Here is a 25,108-nt window from a genome sequence, read left to right as displayed (position 1 = left end):
GGACGGGAAATGCAAAAGGCCGCCCAAAGAGGCGGCCTTGAGAAGATTCGAGAGGGATTTGCCTCAGTTCGAATTCTCTTGCAGATAGGCGATCACGTCGTTGCGGTCTTCGGGTTTCTTCAGACCAGCAAAGGACATCTTGTTGCCCGGGATGTAGTCTTTCGGGTTCTCCAGCCACGAGTTGAGCGCTTCGAGCGTCCACTCGCCGCCATGCGACTTGAGCGCGTCCGAGTAGGAATAATCGCCAACCGAAGCGACCGCACGATTGACCACGCCATCGAGATGCGGGCCAACGCCGTTCTTGCCTTCGAGCGAGTGGCAGGCTTTGCACTTGCCGAAAATCTTTTCGCCCTTGGCGGCGTCACCGGTGCCCAGTTCGACCTGTGCGACCTCTTCTTCCTTCGCGGCGCCATCGCCTTCTTCCGGCGCGGCCAGCAGATCGCCGGGGGCTGCGGACATCGAGTCCTTCATTGCGTGCTCGCTGCCGCCGGAAGCGTCATGGCTCTCGCCAACGGTATAGAGCGCGCTCGAGGCCCAGGCCGTGAGCAGGAAGAACAGCAACGCGCCCAGAAACGCGCCCGCCGCCTTGGTAAAGGTCATGGTATTGAACATGTCTCGTCCCTGATATGCGTCGTCGTCCCGCGCATCTATCCGCACAGGGCCTTTCAGATCAAGGGAACTTTACCAGATGTGATCGGATTTTCAGAGGGTGGATAATGAATGACGCAGCGTGAGCCTCCCGCGCCCCGGCCCTTCCCTTCCGCGCGGGCACGGGCTAGGCAGGGCGCGAGACAAGATCAGTGCGGGGGATTGCACATGAGCCGCCAAGGACAATCGCCGAAAACCGGTCGGATCGCCTTTCAGGGCGAGCTGGGCGCCTATTCGCATCAGGCCTGCCGCGATGCACGCCCGGACCTCGAGCCGGTCCCCTGCCGCACCTTCGAGGACGTGATCGCCGCTGTGAAGAAAGGCGATGCCGATCTCGCGATGCTGCCGGTGGAGAACTCCACCTACGGGCGAGTGGCCGACATTCACCGCCTGTTGCCGGAATCGGGGCTGCATATTCTCGATGAGGCCTTCGTGCGTGTGCATATCAGTCTGATGGCCCTGCCCGGCGTCGAGATCGAGGAGCTGGAAAAGGTCCGCGCGCATCTGGTGCTTCTGCCGCAGGCGGCGAGCTTCCTCGCGCGCTACGGCATCCGTGGCGAGGCGGCCGCCGACAGCGCGGGTGCCGCTGCCGAACTCGTGCAGACGCAGACCCGGAGCGTCGGCGTGTTGGCCTCCGACATGGCCGCCGAGACCTATGGCCTCAACATCCTCGCGCGCCATATCGAGGATCACGCGCATAACACCACGCGCTTCCTCATCATGGGCACCGAGCCCGATACCCGCCCGCGCGGCGAGAAGATGATGACCACCTTCGTCTTCCGGGTCCGCAACATTCCCGCCGCGCTCTACAAGGCGATGGGCGGCTTCGCGACCAACGGCGTGAACATGACCAAGCTGGAAAGCTACATGGTCGGCGGGCATTTCACCGCGACGCAGTTCTATGCCGATGTCGAAGGTCACCCGGACGATCCGGCGCTGGCGCGTGCGCTCGAAGAACTCGACTACTTCACCAGCTATCTGGAAATTCTGGGCGTCTATCCGGCCGCCCCCGAACGCGACGGCTAAGGATCAGGGCGTCAGGCGGTTTTCTCGTGCTGACGCTCGATATCCTGCGCGAACTGGTCGATCCGCTCCTTGAAGCGGCGTTCCAGATTGCCCTTGCCGAGCTTAGCCGACTGGATCATCAGCCGCGCGCCGAGGCTGCGCGGCCTCAGGTCCAACCCCACCAACAACCGCGTGCGCGTCTTCGACAGATCGGTCAGATCGAAATCCATCACCGCCTCGAAACTGTTCGACACGCCCTCGTAGATGATCAGTTCCGGCACCTCGAAATGCTTCACATCGGTGATCATCTGGCGCTGCTTGCCACGAAAGCGAAAGCCGATATCCCAGGACATGCCCGCGCCGGGTTCGCTCAGCGTGTCGAGCCGTTTCAGCGTGATCCCGCGCCGCATCGCCACACGCTCGAAGCTGCCGAAATCCGCGAGCCGCTCGAAGACGAAACCGGCGGGGGCAGATATATCGGTGCGGGTCGACAATTTCATTAGGCGAGTTCCTCAGGGCAGATCGGAGGCCGGGGAGTGGCGCACCGTGCGGGGCAAACTGGCCTCATTCCAGCCGATCTGCAAGCCACTCGCGCATGAGCCAACCGGCAATCGCGCCTTGGCGTGGCGCAGATATCTCAGGATCGCGCCCCGCCACCACCTGCAGCAGCCGCTCACGGCTGATCCAGCGCGCATCGGCGATCTCGACCGGGTCGATGGTGATCTCGGTGGTCGTCGCCACCCCGCGACAGCCCAACATCAACGAAGCCGGAAACGGCCAGGGTTGCGACGCCACGAGAGAGACCTCGCCCACTTCGACGCCGCTTTCCTCGAAGACCTCGCGGCGCACGGCAGCCTCGACCGTCTCACCCGGCTCCATGAACCCCGCAAGGCAGGAATACATCGTCTCGGGCCAATGCGGGCCGCGCCCCAGCAAGAGTTGGTTGCCATGGGTGATCAACATGATCACCACCGGATCGGTGCGCGGGAAATGGTGCCGCTCGCAGACCGGGCAGCGTCGATGCCAGCCCGCCTGTTCGGGCTCGCTCTCGGCGCCGCAGGTGGAGCAGAAGCGATGGGTCCGGTGCCATTCCACGAGCCCGCGCGCGGTGGCGGCGATCTCCGCCTCAACCGGGCTGAGAAACCCCATTCGGCCGCGCAGCTCGGCGAAGACGATATCGTCGGGCAGATCGGGATGGCGCTGCTCGGAGGCGTCGAAGAAGGCGGCTCCATCGGGTTGTTCGCCATCAGGCTCGAACGCCGACACATCGCGGGAAAACAGCGCAAGCCCGCCGTGACAGCCAAGGAAAATCTCCGGTCCCGGCATCGCCTCTAGCGCCGCTTCGCCCGCGCGCAGAAGGTGCAGCCCTTCGGGCCCGAACAGCGGACGCCCGCGCCAAAGCGCGATCACCCGCGCAGCCTCGCCTGCGCGCAGCTCCGCGAGCCGCTCTGCATCGCCCCGCAGATGGGCCGCCCGCTCGTGCGCGCCCGGCGCCTCGGCGAAGGCCAGCCCACGGGGGTCGAGCGCGCGCCCCTGAGACAGTCGGGCGGGCTGCGAAATCGGTTGCTGGGTCTCGGCGAGGGAATCGGGCGGCATGAAAAACTCCTGCGGAACGCCCTACCCATGCCACGAGCCGCCGACCCGAGACCAGTGCCGATCAGGTGACGCGCATCGGCCACATTCGCCACCCGCCTTACCTCGCAAGTACGTTACGTCAATTTAAAACTTGGCAAATGACCGACCTCTACTCTAGGTTGCGTGTGGGGACACGCGACCGCCAAAAGGCGGCATTACAACGATAAAAGGTCAATTTCGGGCCAAGGGGATCATATGGGAAAACTGTCTGACCGGGATTGGCCCGGCCAGTTTTCGGATCAGCGCGTCACACTCGCGCTGAGGCTTCTCGAGACGACCGATTTGCATGGTCAAGCTCGAGGATACGATTACTTCAACGACCGCCCCGCCCCGCGCAGAGGCTTGGCAGCGCTGGCCTCGGAAATCGCGCAAGCGCGCAGCGAAGCCCCGAACTGCCTTCTGTTCGATTGCGGTGATTTCCTTCAGGGCACGCCGTTGACGCAGCTCTGGAGCGAGCCATGCAAGATCGCAGGCAGCCACGACGGCGAGAACCCGATGATCGCGGCGATGAACGCTCTGGGCTACGACGCGGCGGCGCTTGGCAATCATGAGTTCGATTTCGGGATCGGGCCGCTCGCTCAAGCGCTGGAAGCGGCGAAGTTTCCGATGCTCTGCGCCAATCTGAGCGCCTCCATCGGCACGCCGATCCGGCCTTGGGCGATGCTCGAACGCAGCCTGCTCGACAGTCACGGCATAGAGCGGACCCTGCGCATTGCGGTGATCGGCGTGCTGCCGCCCCCTAGCCTCGCTTGGCTCGAGACCCGCCCCGGGGCCGAGCTTTCGACCTCTTCGCTCCTGGAGGCGACGGAGGCGCAACTGCGCATGATCCACGCGTCAGGGGCCGATCTTGTCGTCGCCCTCGCCCATACCGGGATTTCGCCGCTGCCGCTGGACGAGGAATCGCAAGACCCCGAAAACTCTGCCGAACGGGCGGCGCTCTCGATCGCGCGGCTCGACGGGGTCGATATCGTGCTCGCCGGGCATGACCACCACGGCTTTCCCGATGCCACACGGCCGGCTTTCGCGGGGATCGACCCCGTTCTCGGCACGCTTCACGGCAAGCCCGCACTCAATGCGGGCGCGCGCGGGACACATCTGGGGGTGCTCGACCTCGTGCTGGAGCAGGCGCAGGACGGCTGGAAACTCGCAGCGCATCGGGCGGAACTGCGCCCGGCGCAGCAGGAGACCGGGCCGGACAGCGCGGCGGTGCTTGCCGCCTCCGACCGTGCCCATCGCCGCACGCTCGATCACATCCGCCGCCCCATCGGCACCACTGCGGAGCCGCTGCACAGCTATTTCACGCAGATCGCACCGGACCGGACGCTCGCGCTGATCAGCGCGGCGAAACGGCGCTTCGCCCGCGAACGGCTCGCCGGTCGCCCCGAGGCGGATTTGCCCCTCCTCGGTGCCGCGTCGAGCTTCAAATCGGGCGGCGCGGCGGGCTCGGCCCATTTCATCGACATCCCCCCCGGCCCGCTGCGGATGAGCCATGTCGACGACATCTACCTGTTCAATAATACGGTCGGCGGGGTGGAGCTGAACGGCGCGGAGCTGCGCGACTGGCTCGAACAGGCGGCCTCGATCTACAACCAGCAGCATCCCGATGGGCAGTTGCGGATGCTCTGCGACCTCAGCTTCGCGAGCTACCATTTCGATGTGATCTCGGGGATCACCTACAAGATCGACCTCTCTCAACCCCCGCGTTTCCGCCCCGATGGCAGCCTGCGCCCCGCCGCGCCCGGCCGCATCCGCGACCTGCGCCATGAGGGCGCCCGGATCAGCAACACCGACCGCTTCATCGTCGTCAGCAATGATTTCCGCCTGTCGGGCGGCGGCGGCTTCAAGCGGCGGGGCCGTCCCGTTCCAATCGATCCGGAGCCGGTGCTGGTGCGCGATCTGCTGCTCGAAGAGATCGACGCACAAGTGGGGCCGCTGCATCTCGACGCCCCACCGATCTGGCGGTTCTCTCCCCTGCCTGGCGCGCGTGCGCTCTACCATACGGGTCCCGGTGCCGGGGCGTATCTCTCCGAACTGAAACAGGCGGGGCTGCGTGCGTCTCACGGACCGGTCGACGCGAACGGGTTTCTGCCCCTCGAGATTTTGCTCTGAGCGCCCGCTGATGCCGCGCCTAATTTTCTTGCATTCTCGCAGCACACCGCCCAAAACTTAATCACGAAACCGTGAGCGCCTCGCCTGCTCGCATGGCGCGCGCGGTTTGAGTTTACCCCCGCGCGCCGCCGGTCAGGATCGGGGCGAAAACGGATTAACGAAGTGAGGGATATCATGCTGCACATCAAACCGGGGCTTTTCGCGGCGCTCGCGCTTGGCCTCTCGGCCACGCTGGCACAGGCCGAAACCAAGATGCCTTTCGCGCTGGACTGGAAATTCGAAGGCCCCTCGGCGCCCTATTTCCTCGCCGTGGACGAGGGCTATTACGGCGAGGCCGGGCTCGACGTGGAGATCGCAGAGGGCAAGGGCTCGCTCGACGCGATTCCGAAAGTGGCGACCGGCGCCTACCCGGTGGGCTTCGCCGATATCAACTCGCTGATGAAATTCCTCGACCAGAACCCCGGCGCACCCGTCACCGCGGTGATGATGGTCTATGACAAGCCGCCCTTCGCCGTGGTCGGCCGCAAGTCGCTGGGCGTGAACGAGCCCAAAGACCTCGAAGGCAAGGTGCTGGGCGCGCCGCCGCCGGATGGCGCCTGGGCGCAGTTCCCGATCTTCGCCAAGGAGACCGGCCTCGACATGGACAAGATCAAGGTCGAGCCCGTCGGCTTCCCCACGCGCGAGCCGATGCTGGCCGAGGGCAAGGTCGATGCGGTCACCGGCTTCTCCTTCTCCTCGACGCTCAACCTCAAGCGCCTCGGTGTCGGCATGGATGACCAGTCGATCCTGCTGATGGCCGATTACGGCGTGGCGCTGTACGGCAACGCGATCATCGTGAACACCGATTACGCGAAAGCCCATCCCGAAGAGATCACGGGCTTCATCAAAGCGACCGCCGAAGGCTGGAAAGCCGCCGTCGCCGATCCGGGCAAGGCCGTGGAAGCGCTTCTCAAGCGCAACCCCGCCGCCGACAAGGATCTGGAGACCGAGCGCCTGCAGATGGCGATCGATGCCAACGTCCTGACCGATTACGTCAAGGAAAACGGCATAGGCGGGATCGACGCGGACCGCATGGCCACCGCGATCGAGCAGACGAAGACCGTCTACGAGTTCCAGAACACGCCTGACGCGGCGCTCTATTTCGACAGCGAATACCTGCCCGACGCGGCAGAGCTGAAGATCGACTGATCCGTCACCGTCTCGGGGGCGGGCGCCGCAGACGCGCCCGCCCCTTTTCTCTGCCTTCTCGCGCCGGACCCTCATGGAAAACCTCATCGACATTCGCGGCGTGACCCACGCCTATCAAACCAAGCATGGCCCCCTGCCCGTGCTCGACCATCTCGACATCCGCGTGCCGCAGGGCGAGTTCTGCGCCGTGGTCGGCCCCTCGGGCTGCGGGAAATCCACCCTCACCCGTCTCGTGGCGGGCTTAATGAAGCCCGATCAGGGCGAGGTCTGGCTGCATGGCGAGAAGGTCACCAGCCCGCGCAAAACCGTCGGCATGGCGTTCCAGAACCCGGTGATGCTGGAATGGCGATCGATCATCGAGAACGTCATGCTGCCCTTGGAGATCGTGGCTCCGGGCATGGCGAAATCCGAGAAGGTCGCGCGCGCCGAACATCTGCTGGAGATGGTGGGCCTGAAGGGGTTCGAGACCAAGCGCCCCTCCGAGCTGTCCGGCGGGATGCGCCAGCGCGCCTCGCTCTGCCGCGCCATCGTGCATAAGCCCGACGTGCTGATCATGGACGAACCCTTCGGCGCGCTCGACAATTTCACCCGCGAGGATCTGTGGCAGACGATGCGCGACCTGCGCGCCGCCGAGCCCTTCACCGCCGTGCTGATCACCCACGACCTGCGCGAGAGCGTGTTCCTCGGCGATCAGGTCATCGTGCTCTCGGGCCGCCCGGCACATACGCAATATGTGCTGGATGTCGACCTGCCGAAGGATCGCACGATCGACGTTCTCTACGAGCCGAAAGCCGTCGACATGCTGCATTTGCTGCGCGACCAAATCCGCATCGCTCAGGGCCGCGACGAGGAGATGCACTGATGGACTTCAAGAAAATCCTCACCCCGATCCTGTCGATCATCGCCTTCCTCGCGATCTGGGAATTCATCGTCTGGGCGAATGGCTGGCCGAATTACGTCATGGCCTCGCCCTCGGACCTGCCCGCCGCCTATGTCCGCTACTGGAACCTGTTCCTGATCGATAGCTGGCAGACGCTGTGGCGCACCGTGGCGGGCCTCGCGATCTCGATCGTGTTCGGCACGTTTCTCGGCATGGTGATGGGCTTTTCGCGCACCGCCCGCGATGCGCTCTATCCGCTGCTGGTGGGCTTCAACGCAGTGCCGAAAGCGACCGTGGTGCCGGTGCTCGCGCTTCTCTTCATCGGCGCGCATGACTTCAACACCGTGCTGATGGCCTTCATGATCTCCTTCTTCCCGATCGCGGTGTCGGTGGGGATCGGCCTGTCCACGCTGGAGCCCGAATATCGCGATATTCTCGGCGCGCTCGGGGCCTCGAAATTCACCATCTTCCGCAAGATTGCCCTGCCGAAAACCCTGCCCGAGTTCTTTGGCGCGCTGAAGGTCTCGGTGACGCTGGCCTTCATCGGCACCAACCTCGTCGAGATCATCTCGCCGCATGGCAAAGGCCTCGGCGCGCTGTTCCTGTCGGGCCAGACCAACGGGGATTACCCGCTGATGTTCGCGGTGCTGATCGCCTTGGCCTTCCTGGGCATCCTGCTCTACTACGCCGTCGTCGCGCTGGAGAAGATCTTCGCAGGCTGGGCGGAACGGCAACCGGGCTGAGGGGGCTCTGCCCCCGCCGCCGGAAGGCGACAAAATTTAACAGCGAGGGGGCTCTGCCCCCTCGGGCTTCGCCCTCACCCCCGGGATATTTTCGCCAAGGCGAAGGGGGGCCGCTCCGCGATCCGATAAAGAAAAACCGCCCGCACGTCTCTCTCGTGCGGGCGGTTTTGCGTTTCAGGTCGGAGACCGGATCAGGTCTTGAAGATCCGGTAGATCGCCGGGATCACGAGCACGGTCAGCAGGGTCGAGCTGAGCAGACCGAACAGCAGCGAGATCGCGAGACCCTGGAAGATCGGGTCGGCCAAGATCACCACCGCGCCGATCATCGCCGCGATCGCGGTCAGCAGGATCGGCTTGAAGCGGATGGCCCCCGCCTCGATCAGCACCTCGGTCGGCGATTTGCCCTCGTGGCTGCCGTGGCGGATAAAGTCCACCAACAGGATCGAGTTGCGCACGATGATCCCCGCCAGCGCGATGAAACCGATCATCGACGTGGCCGAGAACGGCGCGTGGAAGATCCAGTGACCGAGCATGATCCCGAGGAAGGTCAGCGGCACCGGGGTCAGGATCACCAGCGGCAGGCGGAACGAGCCGAACTGCGCGACGACGAGGATGTAGATCCCCAGAAGCGCCACGGCGAAGGCTGCGCCCATGTCGCGGAAGGTCACCCAGGTCACCTCCCATTCGCCGTCCCACAAGAGCGTCACATGGCTCTCGTCCTGCGGCTGACCGTGCAGCGACACGACCGGTTTCTCGCCCTTGGGCCAGTCCATGTTGTTGATCGCATCGTCGACGGCGAGCATCCCGTAGAGCGGCGCCTCGAACTTGCCGGCGAGCTCTGCGGTGACCATCTCGGCCTCGCGCCCGTTATGGCGGAAGATCGGATAGGACGCCTTTTCCTTGTCGACGCTGACCACGTCGCCAAGCTCCACCACGCCGCGCGCGCCGGGCAGGACATTGGCCGGGATCGGCGTCGAGAGCGTTTCCTCGTTCATCACCTTGTTCGACTTCGAGCGCTCCATCACGATCGGGATCGGCTGGCGCTCCTGCCCGCGATGGGAATAGCCCACCGTGGTCGAACCGTTCAGCATCCCCAGCGTGTCCCAGACATCGCCCTCGGAGACCGAGTAGAACTCCAGATCGTCGGAATTGACCGTGGCGCGCAGCTTGTCGGGCTGGATGCCGAAGCTGTTATCCACGTCGACGATATACGGCACCTGCTTGAAGGCGTCCTCGATCCGGCGGGCAGCGTCACGGCGCATCTCGGGCGTCGGGCCATAGACCTCGGCCAGAAGCGTCGCGATCACCGGCGGACCCGGCGGCGGTTCGACCGTCTTCAGGCTCGCGCCTTCGGGCAGCTTGATCGCCTTGATCTTGTCGCGGATCTCCAGCGCAATCTCGTGGCTGGTGCGGTCCCGTTCCCCTTTCGGCGCAAGCTGAAGCTCGACATCGCCCTGATTGGGCTGCGCGCGCAGGTAGTAGTGGCGCACGAGCCCGTTGAAGTTGAACGGCGCGGAGGTGCCCGCATGGGTCTGCACCGAGAGCACCTCGGGCAGCTTGGTCACGATCTCGGCCACTTGCTGAGCGACCGCATCCGTGCCCTCGACCGAGGTGCCCGCAGGCATATCGACCACGACCGAGAGTTCGGATTTGTTGTCGAAGGGCAGCAGTTTCACAGTGACATGCTTGGTATAAAGCAGCCCCAGCGAGCCGAAGGACAGCACCGACACGACCAGCAGGAACAGACCCGAGCGGCCTTTGGTCTTCAGGATCGGACGCGCCACAGCGCTGTACATCCGGCCGAGCTTGCCGCCCGCATGTTCGCCGCCATAGGCGTCGTCATCGCCGTGATGGCCATGCAGCTGCGCCTTGCCCGCGACCTTCACCATCAGCCAGGGCGTGATGATGACCGCCACGAAGAAGGAGAAGATCATAGCCGCCGAGGCCACCGCCGGAATAGGCGACATGTAAGGCCCCATCAGCCCCGACACGAAGAGCATCGGCAGCAGCGCGGCGACAACGGTCAGGGTGGCGACAATGGTGGGGTTGCCCACCTCGGCCACCGCCTCGATCGCCTTGGTCACGCGCGAGCCCGGCGTCTTCATCGCCCAGTGTCGCGCGATATTCTCGATCACCACGATGGCGTCATCGACGAGAATACCGATCGCGAAGATCAGCGCGAAGAGCGACACCCGGTTCAGCGTGAAGCCCATGATATAGGCCGCAAACAGCGTCAGCAGGATCGTCACCGGAATGACGACCGCGACCACGATGGATTCGCGCCAGCCGATCGCGACCAGCACGAGGCCCACGATCGAGATCGTCGCGAGGCCAAGGTGGAACAGCAGTTCGTTGGCCTTCTCGTTCGCGGTCTCGCCATAGTCGCGGGTGACCTTCACCTCGACATTGTCGGGGATCAGCTGGCCATGCAGCTCGTGCACGCGGTCGAGGATATGTTCGGCCACGACCACGGCGTTGGAGCCCGCGCGCTTGGCGATGGCGAGGGTCACGGCAGGCGAGCGCTCGATCTTGCCATTGGCGTCGCGCTGCACATTGGAGACGATATGGTCCGAGGCGTCCGGCACATAGGAGACCTTCGCGACATCGGCCACATAGACGGGGCGGTTGTCGCGCGTGGTCAGCAGGAGGCCCGCGATCTCGGAAGGCGCGGTCAGCGTCTCCCCTGCCGAAAGGCTGATCTGTTTGCCCTCATGGCGGATATTGCCAGTGTTGAAGGCGCGGTTCGCCTGCGTGACCTTGTTCGAGAGCTGCTGCAGCGTCACGCCGTAAAGCGCGAGCTTGTCGGGCTCGGGTTCGATGCGAATCTCGCTCGTGGCGTCGCCCACCAGATAGGTCAGGCCGACGTTCTGGATCTTCGTGACCTCGGTCTGCAATTCGCGCGCGACACGGGTCAGCTCGTCGCTGTCGACCTGCGCGCCGTCCTTGCCGGTCAGCGTCAGCGAGACGATCGCCACATCGTCGATCCCGCGGCCCACGATCACCGGATCGGGGATGCCTTTCGGGATCTTGTCCATATTCGCGCGGACTTTTTCATGCACGCGCAGGATCGCGGCATCCGACGAGGTGCCGACCTTGAAGCGCGCCATCACCAGCGAATAGTCGTCCTGCGTGCGCGAATAGACGTGCTCGACCTCGTTGATGCCCTGCACGATGGTTTCCATCGGCTCGGTCACCAGCTTCATCGCGTCCTGCGCCTTCAGACCCGGCGCCTGCAGGTGGATATCCACCATCGGCACGGAAATCTGCGGCTCTTCCTCGCGCGGCAGCGAGATCAGCGCGACGAGACCCACCGCGATTGCGGCGAGGATCATCAGCGGCGTCAGCGCCGAGCGGATGAAGGACTTCGTGAGTCCCCCCGCGATCCCCAGCTTGACGTGGATTTCGTCGTCGGGCGTCTCGGGCCCGGTGCCTTGGTTATTGCTCATCGTTCGGCACCACCGTGTCGCCGGCGTTCAGGCCGGTAAGAACTTCGACCATGTCCTGGCCGTCGATATTGACCTGAACGCCCGGCACGACCGTGCGCAGATAGGTGCCGTCCGCTTCCTTCACGCGGACGAAATCGAGCCCGGTGCGGTTGAAGACATAGTCCTGCGGGATGACGATCGCGTCACGCTCGCCCATCGGCAGCTTCACCAGAAGCCGCGCGCCGACGAAGCGCGAATCCAGATCGGGCACTTCGACATCGGCCTGCACCCGGCCGCCCTCGATTTCGGGGTAAATCTTGGCCAGCTTGCCCTCGATCTCCTTGCCGTCGGGGTCGGTGATCATGATCGTGTCGCCCATGTGCAGCGTGTCGGCGTGGCGCTCGGGGATCGACAGACGCAGGAAGAACCCGCCGCCGCCGATCGTCGCGATGGTCTCGCCGCCCATGATGACGGCATCCTTGGTGACCGGAACGGTCACGACCTTACCGTCGATCGGCGCGGTCACGGTGCCGAATTCCTGCTGCTGTTCATAGACCTTGCGCTGCGCTTTCTGCGCCGCGATCTGGCCCTCGTAGACATTCACCTGCGTCTGAAGCTGATCGACATTCTGCGAGGTCGAGACGCCCCGCGCCTGCAATTCCTGCCCGCGCTTGAGCTCGGTCTTCGCGTTTTCCAGCTGCGCTTCGAGCGCATTGATCTGCGCATCGACCGCACCGATCTGATAATCGAGCGTCTGGTCGGTGATCTTTCCGATCTCCTGACCGGCTTTGACCTCGTCGCCCTCGGTCACGTCAAGCGCGGTGATCGTGCCCGAAATCCGTGCACGCGCCGCAATCGTGTTCTTTGCCTCGACCTGCCCGTAGACAGACTTCCAATCGGTCACGACCTGCGGTTCGACCGTAATCGCCCCGTCCTGCGCCAACGCGATTCCCGGCAGGATCAACGCGGCGAATGCCAACGGCAGAAGCTTCAACGTCATCTCGGGTTCCCTTCCCTTACCGGCGCGCCCCTGCGCCTGCAATTTATATTCCGCTTATTGAATATGTATTCACCCAACAGAATACAACCACTCCAGAGGCCCGAATTCATTGACCTGTGTCATGGCCGCATCGCCGGGGGTTTTCGCTTTCACTTTCATGCGCTAAAGCCTTTCCCGCAACAGTCTTGGAGATGGTGAGATGCACGATATCCGCGCAATCCGCGAAAACCCCGAAGAATTCGACGCGCAGCTGGCGCGGCGGGGGCTCTCGCCGCTCTCGCCCGAGATTCTCGCGATGGACGAGGCGCGCCGCACGGCGATCCACGCCGCCGAGACCGCGAAAGCCGATCAGAACGCCGCGTCGAAGCAAGTCGGCGCCGCGAAAGCGAAGGGCGACGAGGCCGAATTCGAGCGCCTGCGCGCACTGGTGACCGAGAAGAAAGCCGAAGTCGCGCAGATGCAGACCGAGGCGGGCGAGCTCGACGGCAAGCTGCGCGATCTGCTGATGACGATCCCGAACCTGCCGCTGGCCGATGTGCCCGATGGTGCAGATGAGGACGAGAATGTCGAAGTGAGCCGCTGGGGCACGCCGCGCGAATTCGCCTTTGATCCGAAAGAGCATTTCGAGCTGTCCGCGGTGGGTGGCGAGATGGATTTCGAGACGGCGGCGAAGCTGTCGGGCTCGCGTTTTGTGGTGCTCAAGGGCGGGGTCGCCCGCGTCCACCGGGCGCTCGCGCAATTCATGCTCGACCTGCATGTCGACAAGCACGATCTGTCCGAGAACATCACCCCCGTGCTGGTGCGCGACGAGGCGATGATGGGCACCGGGCAACTGCCGAAATTCGCTGAGGACAGCTATCAGACGACGAATGGCTGGTGGCTGATCCCCACCGCCGAGGTGACGCTGACCAACTACGCCAATGGCGAAGTGATGGACGCTGCCGCCCTGCCCCAGCGCATGTGCGCCCACACCAACTGTTTCCGCTCGGAAGCCGGGTCCGCAGGCAAGGACACGTCGGGGATGCTGCGTCAGCACCAGTTCGAGAAGGTCGAGATGGTGACGCTCTGCACGCCCGAGACCGCGATCGACGAGCATGAGCGCATGACGAAATGCGCCGAGGCTGTGCTGGAGGCGCTGGAGCTGCCCTATCGTCGTATCGTGCTCTGCACCGGCGACATGGGGTTCGGCGCGCAGAAGACCTACGATCTCGAGGTCTGGCTGCCGGGTCAGAACACCTATCGCGAGATTTCCTCGGTCTCCACCTGCGGCACCTTCCAGGCGCGACGGATGAACGGGCGCTACAAGCCCGAAGGCGGCGGCAAGCCCGAATTCATCGCGACGCTCAACGGCTCGGGCCTCGCGGTCGGTCGCTGCCTGATCGCGGTGCTGGAGAACGGTCAGGAAGAGGACGGCTCAGTCACCCTGCCCGCCTGCCTGCACCCCTATCTGGGCGGCAAGACCCGGCTGGTCGACGGCAAGCTGACCTGACACTGCGACCCGGCGACGCAAGACTCCGGCCGGGAACGTTGTTAACGTTTCCGTGTTCGAAGTGAGTCGCCGGGAGAGCTGCACATGTCCGTAACAGTCACGCACAAGCGGGATAGCGTCTTGATGAGGCGCATTCTCGAGATCGGCGAGGATCAGATTCCCGCGCAGATCATCGCGATGCGCCGGGAAAAGACGCTGTCGAAACTGATGGCGGAGATCAATGCGAGCGTGCTTTCGGACTCGACCGAAGAGCGCGCACGCGCCCAAGCGGCCCTCGATCGGCTGGGCTTTCTGTAAAGCGCGTCGGCCTCGCCGAAACGAAAAACGCCCGCCGAAGATCGACATCTTCCGGCGGGCGTTTTCTTTCAGGATTAAAGGCTTACTCGCCCTTTTTCGCCTCGCGCGCTTTCCGCGCCGATTCCTTGTGGGCCGAGCGCTTCTTCGCATCGACGTGCTTTTTCAGGCGCGACGGGATCGACTTCTTGCGATCCTTATAGGGGTTCGTCTTGCCCTGATCGCGCATGTAGAGGCGGATCGGCGTGCCCGGCATGTCGAAGCTCTCGCGCAGACCGTTGACCAGATAGCGCTCGTAGCTTTCGGGGATCTTGTCGGTATGGGTCGATTTCACCACGAAGCCCGGCGGACGGGTCTTCGCCTGCGTGATGTAGCGCAGCTTGATCCGACGGCCTCCGGGAGCCGGCGGCGGGTGCGCCTCGGTCATCGCGGTCAGCCAGTTGTTCAGCTTCGCGGTCGGCACGCGGCGGTTCCAGACCTCATGGGCCTTCAGGATCGCATTGTGCAGCCGGTCGAGCCCCTTGCCCGTCTTGGCCGAGACGGTCACCAGCGGCGCACCTTTCAGCTGCGGCAGCAGGCGCTCGAACGCCTCGCGCAGTTCCTTCAGCTTCTCAGGTTTGTCTTCTTCGAGATCCCATTTATTCGCGGCAACCACAACCGCGCGCCCCTCGGTCTCGGCGAAATCGGCGATCCGCAAGTCTTGGGTTTCAAAGGGAATATTCACGTCGAGCAGCACCACGACCACTTCGGCGAAGCGCACCGCGCGCAGGCCATCGGCCACGCTCAGCTTCTCGACCTTGTCGGTGACCCGCGCCTTCTTGCGCATCCCCGCCGTGTCCCAGATCCGCATCGGCGTGCCCATGAAATCTGCGGTGACCGAGATCGCGTCGCGGGTAATCCCGGCCTCGGGGCCGGTCAGCAGGCGGTCTTCGTTGAGGATCTTGTTGATCAGCGTCGACTTGCCCGCATTCGGGCGCCCGATCACGGCAAGCTGCAGCGGCTTCGTGGCGGAGGGCGGCTGGTAGGCGGGGATATCGCCTTCCTCGAGCTCGTCCTCGATCACGATATCGGTGACTGGGGCGTTCGCGGCATTACGTTCGGCGAATTCGTCGGCCAGCGGCACCAGCGCGGTGTAGAGATCGTCGAGACCTTCGCCATGCTCGGCCGAGATCCGCAGCGGCTCGCCCAGACCAAGGCTCCACGCCTCTATCGCGCCCGCATCGCCTGCCGCCCCTTCGGCCTTGTTGGCCGCGAGGATGACGTTGGCGTTCTTCTTGCGCAGGATATCGGCGAAAATCTCGTCGGCGGGCGTCACGCCCACGCGCGCGTCGATCATGAAGAGGCAGATATCGGCCTCTTCCACGGCGCGCTCGGTCAGGCGGCGCATCCGGCCCTGAAGGCTGTCGTCTTCGGCCAGTTCCAGACCGGCCGAGTCGATCACGATGAAACGCAGATCGCCCAGACGCGCATCGCCCTCGCGCAGGTCGCGCGTGACGCCGGGCATGTTATCGACAAGCGCGAGTCGCTTGCCGACAAGCCGGTTGAACAGCGTCGATTTTCCGACATTCGGGCGGCCTACGATGGCCAGGGTAAAGCTCATGATGCCCTCCTTGGGCGGTCGTAAGCGGCCCCCTTACACCCTAAAGGGCTCACTGAAAAGCGTGCAGTTTCCCATCGCCGCCGACGACGTAGAGGGTGCGCCCCGCCACGACCGGATCGGTCGCAGCCCCGCCCGGGATCTTCGCTTGCCCGATCAGGCTGCCGTCGATCGGGCTGAAGACGCGCAGCACGCCGTCGGAAGACGCGACGAACAGCTTGTTGCCAGCGAGAACCGGGCCGTAGCTTGCGACGATGTCGCGCTGCCGCTTCGGCTTATCCTTGGTGTAATAGGGCAGATCCTTGGACCAGATCTGATCGCCGGTCTTGGCATCGAGACGCACGATCTTGCCCTGATCGGAAACGAGGAAGATCGAGCCGCCCGCAACCTGAACGGGGCTGTTGGCCCCTTCGGTCGCGGTCCAGATCCGCTCGCCGGAATTCACGTCGAAGGCTGCCAGCTTGCCCGCCGAGGAGCCCGCGTAGACGGTATCGCCCACGACGACAGGATCGCCGGTCAGATCGACGATATTGGCATAGCCCACACCCGGACGTGCGCCCGGCACTTTGGAGTTCCACATCTGCATCCCGCTTTGCGGCAGGACGCCGCTCAGGAAGCCAGAGGAGAACGGGAAGATCACCATGCGGTCGGTGACGGCAGGCGAGGAGACGCCGGTCATGCCCGAAGCCGACGGCGCACCCGGCACCTGCCAGATTTCCTTGCCGTCGCTGGCGCGGATCGCCCAGGCCGAGGAATCGCGCGCGACCACATAGACCACGCCGTTCTTCACGGTCGGCGCACCGCCGATGCCTGCGTCGAAATATTGCCGCCACCTGATGCCGCCGGTGGCTGCGTCGATCGCGACGAGCTCGGCGAAATCGGAGGTCACGTAGACCGTGCCGTTGGCATAGGCCACGCCGCCGCCCGAAGCATCGCCCTGACGATCGCCCGGAGGCGTGATGTCGGTCTGCCAGACGCGCCCGCCATTCGTCGCGGTCGCGGTGACACGGGCCTGACTGTCGAGCGTATAGACCTTGCCGCCACCCACGATCGGATCGGCGGTGATGCGGTAGCGACGCGCATTGCCCGAACCGATATCGGCGGACCAGACCGGCGTCGTGCCATTGCCGAGCGCCGCGTTGAACAGACTATGCGTGGCCGAGCCAGCCCGCTGCGGCCATTCGGCATTGCTCACCTGACGCGGCAGCGAGATCGGCAGCGACTGCTGGGCGGGCGCATCGGCCAGCGGCAGCCCCTCTTCCGCGCGCAGCGCGTCGCGGGGCGAGAGACGCTCGCCGGGAAGGATCGTCTCCTTGGTACAGCCTGCCACGAAAGCCGCCACACTCAGCACGCAGATCGTCTTGCTCAGCTTCACGCCCGTTCCCCCTGCCTGTCTCGGCTCTCTTGCAGTGCCCGCACGCCCGATAAAGGCGCGCCGGTTCAACCCTTTACTCTTGCGGTGCCGGAGCGGTCTGCCCCGGCTGGGTCGGCACTTCGCCACCCAGCGCCACAATCAACTCTGTCGCGCGTTGTTGCAAGCCCGGCGTGAGGCCGGCGTCCTGAAGAATCTGCTGGGCGATCGAGATCGCACCGTCCCTGTCGCCCGATGCGACGGCTGCGGCCGCCTGCTGCTCCATCGCCAGAAGGCGGTAGGGCGCGCCGGGGGTAGCCAGCTCCTGCAGCGTCGCGTCGCGCTTGGCCGCATCCATCTTGTCGCCCGCCGCGATCACCGCCTTGAGCTTCGCGAGATCGCTGATCGAAAGCGGCAGGCCCTGCTCGGCGCTGACTGCGTCGAAGAATTTGATCGCCTCGTCGGGCTTGCCCGCCTCGATCGCGGCGTCGCCCTGCATGATCTTGAGAACCGCGGTGCGGCCGGGACCGTCGGGCGTGACCTTGGCGAGATCGGCGCTGGTGGCGTCACCGTTTACGGCCGCCATCACCTGATCGCCAAAGGCGCGCGCATCGGCCTCGGTCTTTTCCTTCTGCCACGCATTCCAAGCGGTGCCGCCGACGATCGCGAGGATGATAACCGCGCCGATCCAGCCCCATTTCTTGAACGCCGCCCAGAGCTTGTCCTGACGCACGGCATCGGTGACTTCGTCGATGAAACTGTCGGTATCACTCACGCGCGGGTCTCCTCGTAGCTTTGGCGCCCCTCTTACACGGCTCCCCCGGCGCTGCCAAGGGCCGCACGGACTGCGCTGTTCATGCCGGTCCCTGAGGAATGCAAGCCTTGAGATCACGCGCCGCTCTCGGTAAGTTGAACGCTGCGGTTCAGTCCCCATTTTGGCGAGACGCCGTGCCCACATACAGGAGCCCGCCGATGCGTCCGGTCCCGATCCTTAACGCGATCCTCGTTCTTGTCGCGCTCTACCTTCTGGTGTTCGAGCGCGACCGCCTGATGGGCTATCTCGGCGATGCCGCGACGCCTGCCGAGCAAGCGCAGCAGGTCGAGGAGACCGGCACCCCCGCCGTGCCGGTGCAGGCGATGGTCTCGACCGCGCAGCCGCTCGATCAGGGCGTTCTCACGCGCGGGCAAACCGAGGCCGCGCGACGCGTTGAGGTGCGCTCCGAGACGACGGGCAAGGTGATTTCCGAGCCGCTCGGCAAGGGCGCGCAGGTCGAAAAGGATCAACTGCTGTGCAAGCTCGATCCTGGCACGCGGCCCGCAGCGCTGGCCGAAGCGCAGGCCCGGCTGGCCGAGGCGCGGCTCAACGCCACCGCTGCCGAGAAGCTGAAAGAGGGCGGTTACCGTTCGGAAACCTCCACCGCCTCCGCGCAATCGGCGCTCGAAGCGGCCAGCGCCGCCGTCGGGGCCGCGCAGACAGAACTGGCGCGGCTTGAGATCACCGCGCCCTTTGCCGGGATGATCGAGGAAGACACCGCCGAACTCGGCGCGCTTCTGTCGGCGGGCGGGCTTTGCGCCACCGTGATCCAGCTCGATCCGATCAAACTGGTGGGATACGTCCCTGAGACCGAGATCGACCGGGTCAAGACCGGCGCGATGGTCGGCGCACGCCTCGCGACCGGGCGCGAGGTGATGGGCAAGGTCACCTTCGTCTCGCAATCGGCGGATGCCGCCACGCGCACTTTCCGGATCGAGGCCGAAGCGCCCAATGGCGACCATTCGATCCGCGAAGGGCAGACGGTCGAGATGATCGTCGCCGCCGATGGGACCAAGGCGCATTTCCTGCCCGCCTCCGCGATGACGCTGAATGATCAGGGCAAGCTGGGCGTGCGGCTCGCGGTAGACGGCGTGGCCCGTTTCTCCCCGGTCGACTTCCTGCGTGACACGCCAGAGGGTGTCTGGCTGGCGGGCCTGCCGGAGAGCGTGACGGTGATCGTGGTCGGACAGGACTACGTCACCGAGGGCTCGCCCGTGGCCGTGACCCTCGTCGATCACGCGCCGGGCGATGCGGCCCAAGACACGCCTGCCCCCATGACGCCCGCCCCGCAAACCGATGGCGACGCCACCGACGGGGCCGCGCAATGACCGGCATCGTCGATTGGGCCGCAGCACGCGCACGGATGGTGATCGCCTTCGTGGCGATCTCGATCCTCGCGGGGCTCACCGCCTATCTGAGCCTGCCCAAGGAAGGCGAGCCGGATATCGAGATTCCGATGCTGTTCATCTCGGTCCCCTTCCCCGGCATCTCGGCCACCGATTCCGAGAAGCTGCTGGTCAAGCCGATGGAGACCGAACTGGGCGGGCTCGACGGGCTCGACAAGATGACCGGCATCGCGAAGGAGAATTACGCGGGGCTGATGCTCGAATTCGACTTCGGCTGGGACAAGACGAAAATCATCGCCGATGTGCGCGATGCGATGAACACTGCCGAGGGCAAGTTCCCCGACGGGGCCGAGAAATATTCGATCAACGAAATCAACTTCTCCGAGTTTCCGATCGTCGTGGTGACGCTGTCGGGCAACGCGCCCGAGCGCACGCTGCAAAAGCTCGCCCGCGAATTGCAAGACGAGGTCGAGGGGCTGGAGCCGGTGCTGGAAGCCCAGATCGCAGGCCAGCGCGACGAGATGCTGGAAGTGGTGATCGATCCTCTGAAGCTGGAGGCGTATAACGTCACAGCGCCCGAGCTGATCAATGTCGTGCAGGCCAACAACCAGCTGATCGCGGCAGGCGAAGTCGAGACCGATGGCGGCGCGTTCTCGGTTAAGATCCCCGCGACCTTCGAGACCGCGCAGGATGTCTATGCGCTGCCGGTGAAGAAGAACGGCGAGAGCGTCGTGACGCTGGGCGATCTGGCCGATATCCGCCTGACTTTCGAGGACCGCACCGGCACTGCGCGCTTCAACGGCGAGCCGACGGTGGCGCTGCAGATCGTCAAGCGCAAAGGCTACAACGTCATCGACACGGTGGACCTGCTGCGCAAGACGGTGGCCGAGACCGAGAGCAAATGGCCCGAGCCGCTGCAACGCGCGGTCGATGTGGGCATCTCGCTCGATCAATCCAAAACCGTGGGCGCGATGGTCAGCCAACTCGAAGGCTCGGTGCTGACCGCGATCGCGCTGGTGATGATCGTGGTGCTGGCGACGCTGGGCACGCGCTCGGCGCTGCTGGTGGGCTTCGCAATCCCGACGTCGTTTTTGCTGACCTTCCTGCTGCTGGGCGCAATGGGCGTGCCGATCTCGAATATCGTGATGTTCGGCCTGATCCTCGCGGTGGGGATGCTGGTCGATGGCGCGATCGTCGTGGTGGAATATGCCGACAAGCGGATCTCGGAGGGCTCCGGCCCGATGGCCGCCTACACCGAAGCCGCCAAGCGCATGTTCTGGCCGGTGGTGTCGTCCACGGCGACGACGCTCTGCGCCTTCCTGCCGATGCTGTTCTGGCCGGGCGTGCCGGGCGAATTCATGGGAATGCTGCCGGTCACGATCATTTTCGTGCTCTCGGCCTCGCTGGTCGTGGCGCTGATCTACCTGCCGGTCGTGGGCGGCGTCGCGGGCCGGATGAGCCGTCGTCTCGACATGGGCGCGCGGGTCATCAAGGGCTGGCCGTACGGGCTGCGCCTGCTGCTTGCCGTAGCTTCGGCCGGACTCGTCTTCCTCGGCGCGCTGCTGACGCTCAACCCGGCCTTCTTCTCGGGCACGCATACCGCCTCGGGCAATCTTCTGGCCTCGCTGCCCGGCGTGATCCTGTTCGTGATCGCGACGCTGCTCAGCTCGATCACCTTCACGGCGGCTAAGCCCCAAGGCAAACCGAAGCCCATCGAGGCGGGCTATCGCCGCCGCCCCTTCGGCTATTTCACCGCCGCCATCGCGGGCAATCCGATCATGCCGCTGATCGTGGTCGCGGTGATCGTGACCAGCGTCGTCATGACCTTCGGCTATTACGGCAAGAACAATAACGGCACCCAGTTCTTCACCGATAGCGAGGTGGAGCAGGCGATCGTCTATATCCGGGGCCGCGGCAACCTCTCGCTGACCGAGAAGGACGCGCTGCTGCAGGAAGCCGAAAACATGGTGATCGGCACGCCCGGCGTGGGCGCGGTCTTCTCCTTCGCGGGCGAAGGCGGGCTGAACCAGAACAATGGCGGGGCCAGCGCGCCGCGCGACACGATCGGTCAGATTCAGGTCGAGATGATCCCCTGGGCCGAGCGCAAGGACGATCCGGCGCTCGATGGCGATGTGGTGATGGAGAAGATCATGGCGAAGATCGCCACGATCCCCGGCATCCAGTCCGAATATCTCGCTCAGGATCGCGGACCGTCCTCCGGCAAGCCGATCCAGCTGCGGCTCGAAGGCGACGATTTCGTAGCGCTCGACAAGGCCGTGCGGCAGGTAGAGGCGCATATGGCGGATATGAAGGGCGTCACCGCGATCGAGGATACCCGCCCCCTGCCCGGCATCGACTGGGTGATCGACGTGGACGTGACCCGCGCGGGCCGTTTCGGCGCGGATGTGGCGACGGTGGGCGGCATGGTGCAGCTGGTGACGCGCGGCATCCTGCTGGACACGATGCGCGTGCCCTCGTCTGACGAGGAGATCGAAATTCGCGTGCGCCTGCCCGAGGAAGACCGGGTTCTCTCGACCCTCGACACGCTCAAGCTGCGCACCTCCGAGGGGCTGGTGCCGCTCGCGAATTTCATCACCCGCACGCCCGCCCCCAAGCTGGGCCAGATCGACCGGATCGACCAGACCCGCTATTACGACATCAAGGCCGGGGTCGAAGAGGGCCTCACCAATGACGACGGCCAGCCGATCACCGGCAACGAGCGGATCGCGGCACTGGGAGAGTGGCTCGATACTGAGGCCACCCTGCCGCCGGGCGTCAGCTACGAATGGTCCGGCGATCTGGTCGAGCAGAACGAGAGCCAGGATTTCCTGATGACTGCCTTCGGCGGTGCGCTGGCGCTGATGTTCGTGATCCTGCTCGCGCAGTTCAACAGCTTCTACAATTCGGTGCTGGTGCTGCTGGCGGTTGTGCTGTCCACGGCAGGCGTGCTGATCGGGATGCTGGTGATGGGCCAGCAATTCTCGATCATCATGACCGGCGTGGGCATCGTCGCGCTGGCCGGGATCGTGGTGAACAACAACATCATCCTGATCGACACCTATCAGGAATTCTCGCGCTACATGCCCGAGCTCGAGGCGATCATCCGCACCGCCGAGGCCCGTCTGCGGCCCGTGCTGCTGACCACGATCACCACGATGGCGGGGCTCGCGCCGATGATGTTCGGCCTGTCGCTCGACTTCTTCAATGGCGGCTATTCGATCGACAGCCCGACGGCGCTCTGGTGGAAGCAACTGGCGACCGCAGTGGTGTTCGGCCTTGGCACCGCGACCGTGCTGACGCTGGTTCTCACGCCCGCGCTGCTGGCGATCCGGGTCTGGTTCAACACCGGCGCCTATCGCGGGACCAAGGCGCTTTCGGCACTTATGCAGGGCATCGACAGCCGGGCCGCGCGCGACCTCGCGCTGGAACGTGCGATGCGCAAAATGCGAGGGCGCGAGATCATCTGGGAGGATGGCGAACCCGAAGGCGGCGTGAAGCCGCATCTGGTGACACGGCCCGACGCGGCGGAGTGAAGCTGCGAAAATGCCCGGGCGGCTAGCCCGGGCCGCGCCCGACCCTCCCCCCGGGAGGGCGCAATGGCGATTTCGGCGCAGGCACAACCGACCTGCGGGCTTTCGAGATAAAGCGCCAAGCCTCGCAGGGATGGGCGGCGCCCACCCAAGGGTCGGGCGCCGCCCTTCACGCGTTACGCCGCCCCTTGCTCCGCCTCGTCTTCCTCTTCCGCCGATTGCCGCGCCCACATCGAGGCATAGCGCCCGCGCTGTGCCAGCAACTCCTCGTGGCGCCCGCGCTCGATGATCTCGCCCTTGTCGAGCACGAGAATCTGATCGGCATCCGCGATGGTCGACAGACGGTGCGCGATGGTGATCACGGACCGCCCCTCGCCCATCGCCTTCAGGCTCATCTGGATATCGCGTTCGGTCTGCGTATCCAGCGCCGAGGTCGCCTCATCGAGCAACAGGATTGGCGGGTTCTTCAGGATCGTGCGCGCGATGCCCACCCGCTGCTTCTCGCCGCCCGAGAGCTTCAGCCCCCGCTCGCCCACGGCCGTGTCATAGCCTTCGGGCAGGCTGAGCACGAAGTCATGGATGCGTGCTGCCTTCGCGGCCGCGACGATCTCCTCGTCCGTGGCATCGGCGCGCCCATAGGCGATATTGTAGCGGATCGTGTCGTTGAAGAGCACCGTATCCTGCGGCACCACGCCGATCGACTGCTGCAGGCTCTCCTGCGTCACGTCGCGCAGGTCCTGATCGTCGATGCGGATCGCGCCGCCGGTCACCTCGTAGAAACGGAACAGCAGGCGCCCGATCGTCGACTTGCCCGAGCCCGAGGGCCCGACCAGCGCCACGGTCTGGCCAGCGGGCACGTCGAAGGAAATCCCCTTCAGGATCGGCCGCGTCGGGTCATAGGCGAATTCGACATGGTCGAAGCTGATATGCCCGCCTTTCACTTTCAGAACGTCTGCATCCTCTTTGTCCTGAATTTCGGCCGGTTGCTGCAACAAATCGAACATTTCGCCCATATCGACCAGCGCCTGCCGGATCTCGCGATATACTGTGCCGAGGAAGCCCAGCGGCATGGTGATCTGGATCATGTAGGCCTGCACCATGACGAAATCGCCGACCGTCAGCGTGCCCGCCTGCACCTGCATCGCGGCCATGACCATCACCGTCACAAGCCCGATCGTGATGATCAGCGTCTGGCCCGCATTGAGCGCCGCGAGCGACTGGCCGGTCTTCACCGCCATCGCCTCGTAGCCCTTCATCGAGTCGTCGTAACGTTCGGCCTCGCGTTTGGCCGCGCCGAAATATTTCACCGTCTCGAAGTTCAGCAGGCTGTCGATCGCCTTCTGGTTCGCCGCCGTATCGGCCTTGTTCATCTCGCGCCGGATATTCACGCGCCATTCGGTGACCTTGAAGGTGAACTTGATATAGGCCGCGATGGTGACCAGCACGACCGCCGCGTAGCGCCAGTCGAAGACCACCGCGAAGATGATCGCCACCAGCGTCAGCTCGACGATCAGCGGGCCGACCGAGAACAGCATGAAGCGCAGCAGGAACTCGACGCCTTTCACCCCGCGTTCGATGATCCGGCTGAGGCCGCCGGTCTTGCGGGTGATGTGATAGCGCAGGCTCAACTGATGCATATGAGTGAAGGTCTGCAGCGCCAGATGACGCAGCGCGCGTTGCGCCACCTTCACGAAGATCGCGTCGCGCAGTTCGCCGAAGGCCACGGTCATCAGGCGCGCGACGCCGTAAGCCACGGTGATCGCCACCGCCCCCATGCCCAGCGCCCAGGCCGCCGAGGTCCCCTCGCCCGAGAGCGCGTTGACCGCCTCGCGATAGACGAAAGGCGTCGAGACCGAGATGATCTTGGCGATCACCAGCATCACCATCGCGAAGACGACGCGGCGCTTCACCCACGGGGCTTCATGCGCCCAGAGATAGGGCAGCACCGCGCGGATCGTGCGCCAGCCGCGGGCGCGTTCCTCGGCATTCATCTTGTCCTTGGTCGTGATCTGTGCCGGAGGCATCGCGCCCTCCTCTTCCTCTTGGCGAAAATA

At 64.8% G+C, this 25,108-nt stretch carries 18 protein-coding genes; 9 read left to right on the top strand and 9 right to left on the bottom strand.

Features of this window, described 5'->3' with window-relative positions; genetic code table 11:
* Positions 1–63 precede the first annotated feature (63 nt).
* Positions 64–612 carry a c-type cytochrome gene (locus tag AKL02_RS06335; RefSeq protein ID WP_083074809.1) on the bottom strand — a complete coding sequence of 183 codons (549 nt, stop codon included), beginning with the start codon at positions 610–612 and terminating at the stop codon, positions 64–66.
* Positions 613–816: 204 nt separating this feature from the next.
* On the opposite strand from AKL02_RS06335, the gene AKL02_RS06330 reads away from it, so the two are divergent.
* A complete protein-coding gene (locus AKL02_RS06330) occupies positions 817–1,674 on the top strand; it encodes a prephenate dehydratase (RefSeq protein WP_083074806.1) in 858 nt (285 codons plus the stop codon).
* Between the two features lie 11 nt (positions 1,675–1,685).
* Here AKL02_RS06330 and AKL02_RS06325 read toward each other — a convergent pair whose 3' ends face one another.
* On the bottom strand, positions 1,686–2,153 hold the full coding sequence (locus AKL02_RS06325) for an SRPBCC family protein (protein WP_083074804.1): 468 nt from the start codon (positions 2,151–2,153) through the stop codon (positions 1,686–1,688).
* A 64-nt stretch (positions 2,154–2,217) separates the two neighbouring features.
* Positions 2,218–3,249 (bottom strand): NAD(+) diphosphatase, encoded by a 1,032-nt coding sequence (gene nudC, locus AKL02_RS06320; protein WP_083074801.1) that lies wholly within the window; start codon positions 3,247–3,249, stop codon positions 2,218–2,220.
* 234 nt (positions 3,250–3,483) lie between these two features.
* Here nudC and AKL02_RS06315 point away from each other — a divergent pair, with 234 nt between their 5' ends.
* From AKL02_RS06315 to AKL02_RS06300, 4 genes are all read left to right on the top strand, one after another.
* Positions 3,484–5,397, top strand: a complete 1,914-nt coding sequence (locus AKL02_RS06315) for a 5'-nucleotidase C-terminal domain-containing protein (RefSeq protein ID WP_083074798.1) — start codon at positions 3,484–3,486, stop codon at positions 5,395–5,397.
* Between the two features lie 174 nt (positions 5,398–5,571).
* Positions 5,572–6,585: an ABC transporter substrate-binding protein gene (locus AKL02_RS06310; RefSeq protein ID WP_083074795.1), complete on the top strand. Its 1,014-nt coding sequence runs from the start codon at positions 5,572–5,574 to the stop codon at positions 6,583–6,585.
* Between the two features lie 73 nt (positions 6,586–6,658).
* Entirely contained in the window at positions 6,659–7,447 is a 789-nt protein-coding gene (locus AKL02_RS06305) for an ABC transporter ATP-binding protein (RefSeq protein WP_078539658.1), read from the top strand.
* Positions 7,447–8,208 (top strand): ABC transporter permease, encoded by a 762-nt coding sequence (locus AKL02_RS06300; RefSeq protein WP_083074792.1) that lies wholly within the window; start codon positions 7,447–7,449, stop codon positions 8,206–8,208. Before AKL02_RS06305 ends, AKL02_RS06300 begins: the two co-directional genes overlap by 1 nt.
* Positions 8,209–8,399: 191 nt before the next feature.
* Here the strand turns inward: AKL02_RS06300 and AKL02_RS06295 are convergent, their stop codons facing one another.
* Together AKL02_RS06295 and AKL02_RS06290 are read right to left on the bottom strand one after the other, a co-directional pair.
* On the bottom strand, positions 8,400–11,654 hold the full coding sequence (locus AKL02_RS06295) for an efflux RND transporter permease subunit (RefSeq protein ID WP_083074789.1): 3,255 nt from the start codon (positions 11,652–11,654) through the stop codon (positions 8,400–8,402).
* Positions 11,644–12,633, bottom strand: a complete 990-nt coding sequence (locus AKL02_RS06290) for an efflux RND transporter periplasmic adaptor subunit (protein ID WP_083074787.1) — start codon at positions 12,631–12,633, stop codon at positions 11,644–11,646. Before AKL02_RS06290 ends, AKL02_RS06295 begins: the two co-directional genes overlap by 11 nt.
* A 199-nt stretch (positions 12,634–12,832) precedes the next feature.
* Here AKL02_RS06290 and serS point away from each other — a divergent pair, with 199 nt between their 5' ends.
* A complete protein-coding gene (serS, locus tag AKL02_RS06285) occupies positions 12,833–14,122 on the top strand; it encodes a serine--tRNA ligase (RefSeq protein ID WP_083074785.1) in 1,290 nt (429 codons plus the stop codon).
* 123 nt (positions 14,123–14,245) lie between these two features.
* Positions 14,246–14,419 (top strand): hypothetical protein, encoded by a 174-nt coding sequence (locus AKL02_RS06280; protein WP_158522071.1) that lies wholly within the window; start codon positions 14,246–14,248, stop codon positions 14,417–14,419.
* An 82-nt stretch (positions 14,420–14,501) separates the two neighbouring features.
* Here the strand turns inward: AKL02_RS06280 and der are convergent, their stop codons facing one another.
* The 3 genes from der to AKL02_RS06265 form a co-directional block, all read right to left on the bottom strand.
* Positions 14,502–16,016 (bottom strand): ribosome biogenesis GTPase Der, encoded by a 1,515-nt coding sequence (der, locus tag AKL02_RS06275; protein WP_083074782.1) that lies wholly within the window; start codon positions 16,014–16,016, stop codon positions 14,502–14,504.
* A 49-nt stretch (positions 16,017–16,065) separates the two neighbouring features.
* Positions 16,066–17,388 (bottom strand): BamB-related PQQ repeat family beta-propellar protein, encoded by a 1,323-nt coding sequence (locus AKL02_RS06270; protein WP_083074779.1) that lies wholly within the window; start codon positions 17,386–17,388, stop codon positions 16,066–16,068.
* A 73-nt stretch (positions 17,389–17,461) separates the two neighbouring features.
* Positions 17,462–18,139 carry a tetratricopeptide repeat protein gene (locus AKL02_RS06265; RefSeq protein ID WP_083074776.1) on the bottom strand — a complete coding sequence of 226 codons (678 nt, stop codon included), beginning with the start codon at positions 18,137–18,139 and terminating at the stop codon, positions 17,462–17,464.
* Between the two features lie 197 nt (positions 18,140–18,336).
* On the opposite strand from AKL02_RS06265, the gene AKL02_RS06260 reads away from it, so the two are divergent.
* Positions 18,337–19,506: an efflux RND transporter periplasmic adaptor subunit gene (locus tag AKL02_RS06260; RefSeq protein ID WP_083074773.1), complete on the top strand. Its 1,170-nt coding sequence runs from the start codon at positions 18,337–18,339 to the stop codon at positions 19,504–19,506.
* Positions 19,503–23,057 carry an efflux RND transporter permease subunit gene (locus AKL02_RS06255; RefSeq protein ID WP_083074770.1) on the top strand — a complete coding sequence of 1,185 codons (3,555 nt, stop codon included), beginning with the start codon at positions 19,503–19,505 and terminating at the stop codon, positions 23,055–23,057. The genes AKL02_RS06260 and AKL02_RS06255 overlap by 4 nt, the downstream gene beginning before the upstream one ends.
* A gap of 173 nt (positions 23,058–23,230) precedes the next feature.
* On the opposite strand, the gene AKL02_RS06250 is transcribed toward AKL02_RS06255, so the two are convergent.
* Entirely contained in the window at positions 23,231–25,078 is a 1,848-nt protein-coding gene (locus AKL02_RS06250) for an ABCB family ABC transporter ATP-binding protein/permease (RefSeq protein WP_083074767.1), read from the bottom strand.
* Between the last annotated feature and the right edge of the window lie 30 nt (positions 25,079–25,108).

The sequence above is a fragment of the Thioclava electrotropha genome (assembly GCF_002085925.2).
Classification (GTDB): Bacteria; Pseudomonadota; Alphaproteobacteria; order Rhodobacterales; family Rhodobacteraceae; genus Thioclava; species Thioclava electrotropha.
This window is presented reverse-complemented; position numbering and strand designations above follow the sequence as displayed.

Bases quoted from the DNA above. Each gene is read 5' to 3' on its own strand.
- AKL02_RS06335 (WP_083074809.1), bottom strand. From the start codon at position 612: ATGTTCAATACCATGACCTTTACCAAGGCGGCGGGCGCGTTTCTGGGC.
- AKL02_RS06330 (WP_083074806.1), top strand. From the start codon at position 817: ATGAGCCGCCAAGGACAATCGCCGAAAACCGGTCGGATCGCCTTTCAG.
- AKL02_RS06325 (WP_083074804.1), bottom strand. From the start codon at position 2,153: ATGAAATTGTCGACCCGCACCGATATATCTGCCCCCGCCGGTTTCGTC.
- nudC (WP_083074801.1), bottom strand. From the start codon at position 3,249: ATGCCGCCCGATTCCCTCGCCGAGACCCAGCAACCGATTTCGCAGCCC.
- AKL02_RS06315 (WP_083074798.1), top strand. From the start codon at position 3,484: ATGGGAAAACTGTCTGACCGGGATTGGCCCGGCCAGTTTTCGGATCAG.
- AKL02_RS06310 (WP_083074795.1), top strand. From the start codon at position 5,572: ATGCTGCACATCAAACCGGGGCTTTTCGCGGCGCTCGCGCTTGGCCTC.
- AKL02_RS06305 (WP_078539658.1), top strand. From the start codon at position 6,659: ATGGAAAACCTCATCGACATTCGCGGCGTGACCCACGCCTATCAAACC.
- AKL02_RS06300 (WP_083074792.1), top strand. From the start codon at position 7,447: ATGGACTTCAAGAAAATCCTCACCCCGATCCTGTCGATCATCGCCTTC.
- AKL02_RS06295 (WP_083074789.1), bottom strand. From the start codon at position 11,654: ATGAGCAATAACCAAGGCACCGGGCCCGAGACGCCCGACGACGAAATC.
- AKL02_RS06290 (WP_083074787.1), bottom strand. From the start codon at position 12,633: ATGACGTTGAAGCTTCTGCCGTTGGCATTCGCCGCGTTGATCCTGCCG.
- serS (WP_083074785.1), top strand. From the start codon at position 12,833: ATGCACGATATCCGCGCAATCCGCGAAAACCCCGAAGAATTCGACGCG.
- AKL02_RS06280 (WP_158522071.1), top strand. From the start codon at position 14,246: ATGAGGCGCATTCTCGAGATCGGCGAGGATCAGATTCCCGCGCAGATC.
- der (WP_083074782.1), bottom strand. From the start codon at position 16,016: ATGAGCTTTACCCTGGCCATCGTAGGCCGCCCGAATGTCGGAAAATCG.
- AKL02_RS06260 (WP_083074773.1), top strand. From the start codon at position 18,337: ATGCGTCCGGTCCCGATCCTTAACGCGATCCTCGTTCTTGTCGCGCTC.
- AKL02_RS06255 (WP_083074770.1), top strand. From the start codon at position 19,503: ATGACCGGCATCGTCGATTGGGCCGCAGCACGCGCACGGATGGTGATC.
- AKL02_RS06250 (WP_083074767.1), bottom strand. From the start codon at position 25,078: ATGCCTCCGGCACAGATCACGACCAAGGACAAGATGAATGCCGAGGAA.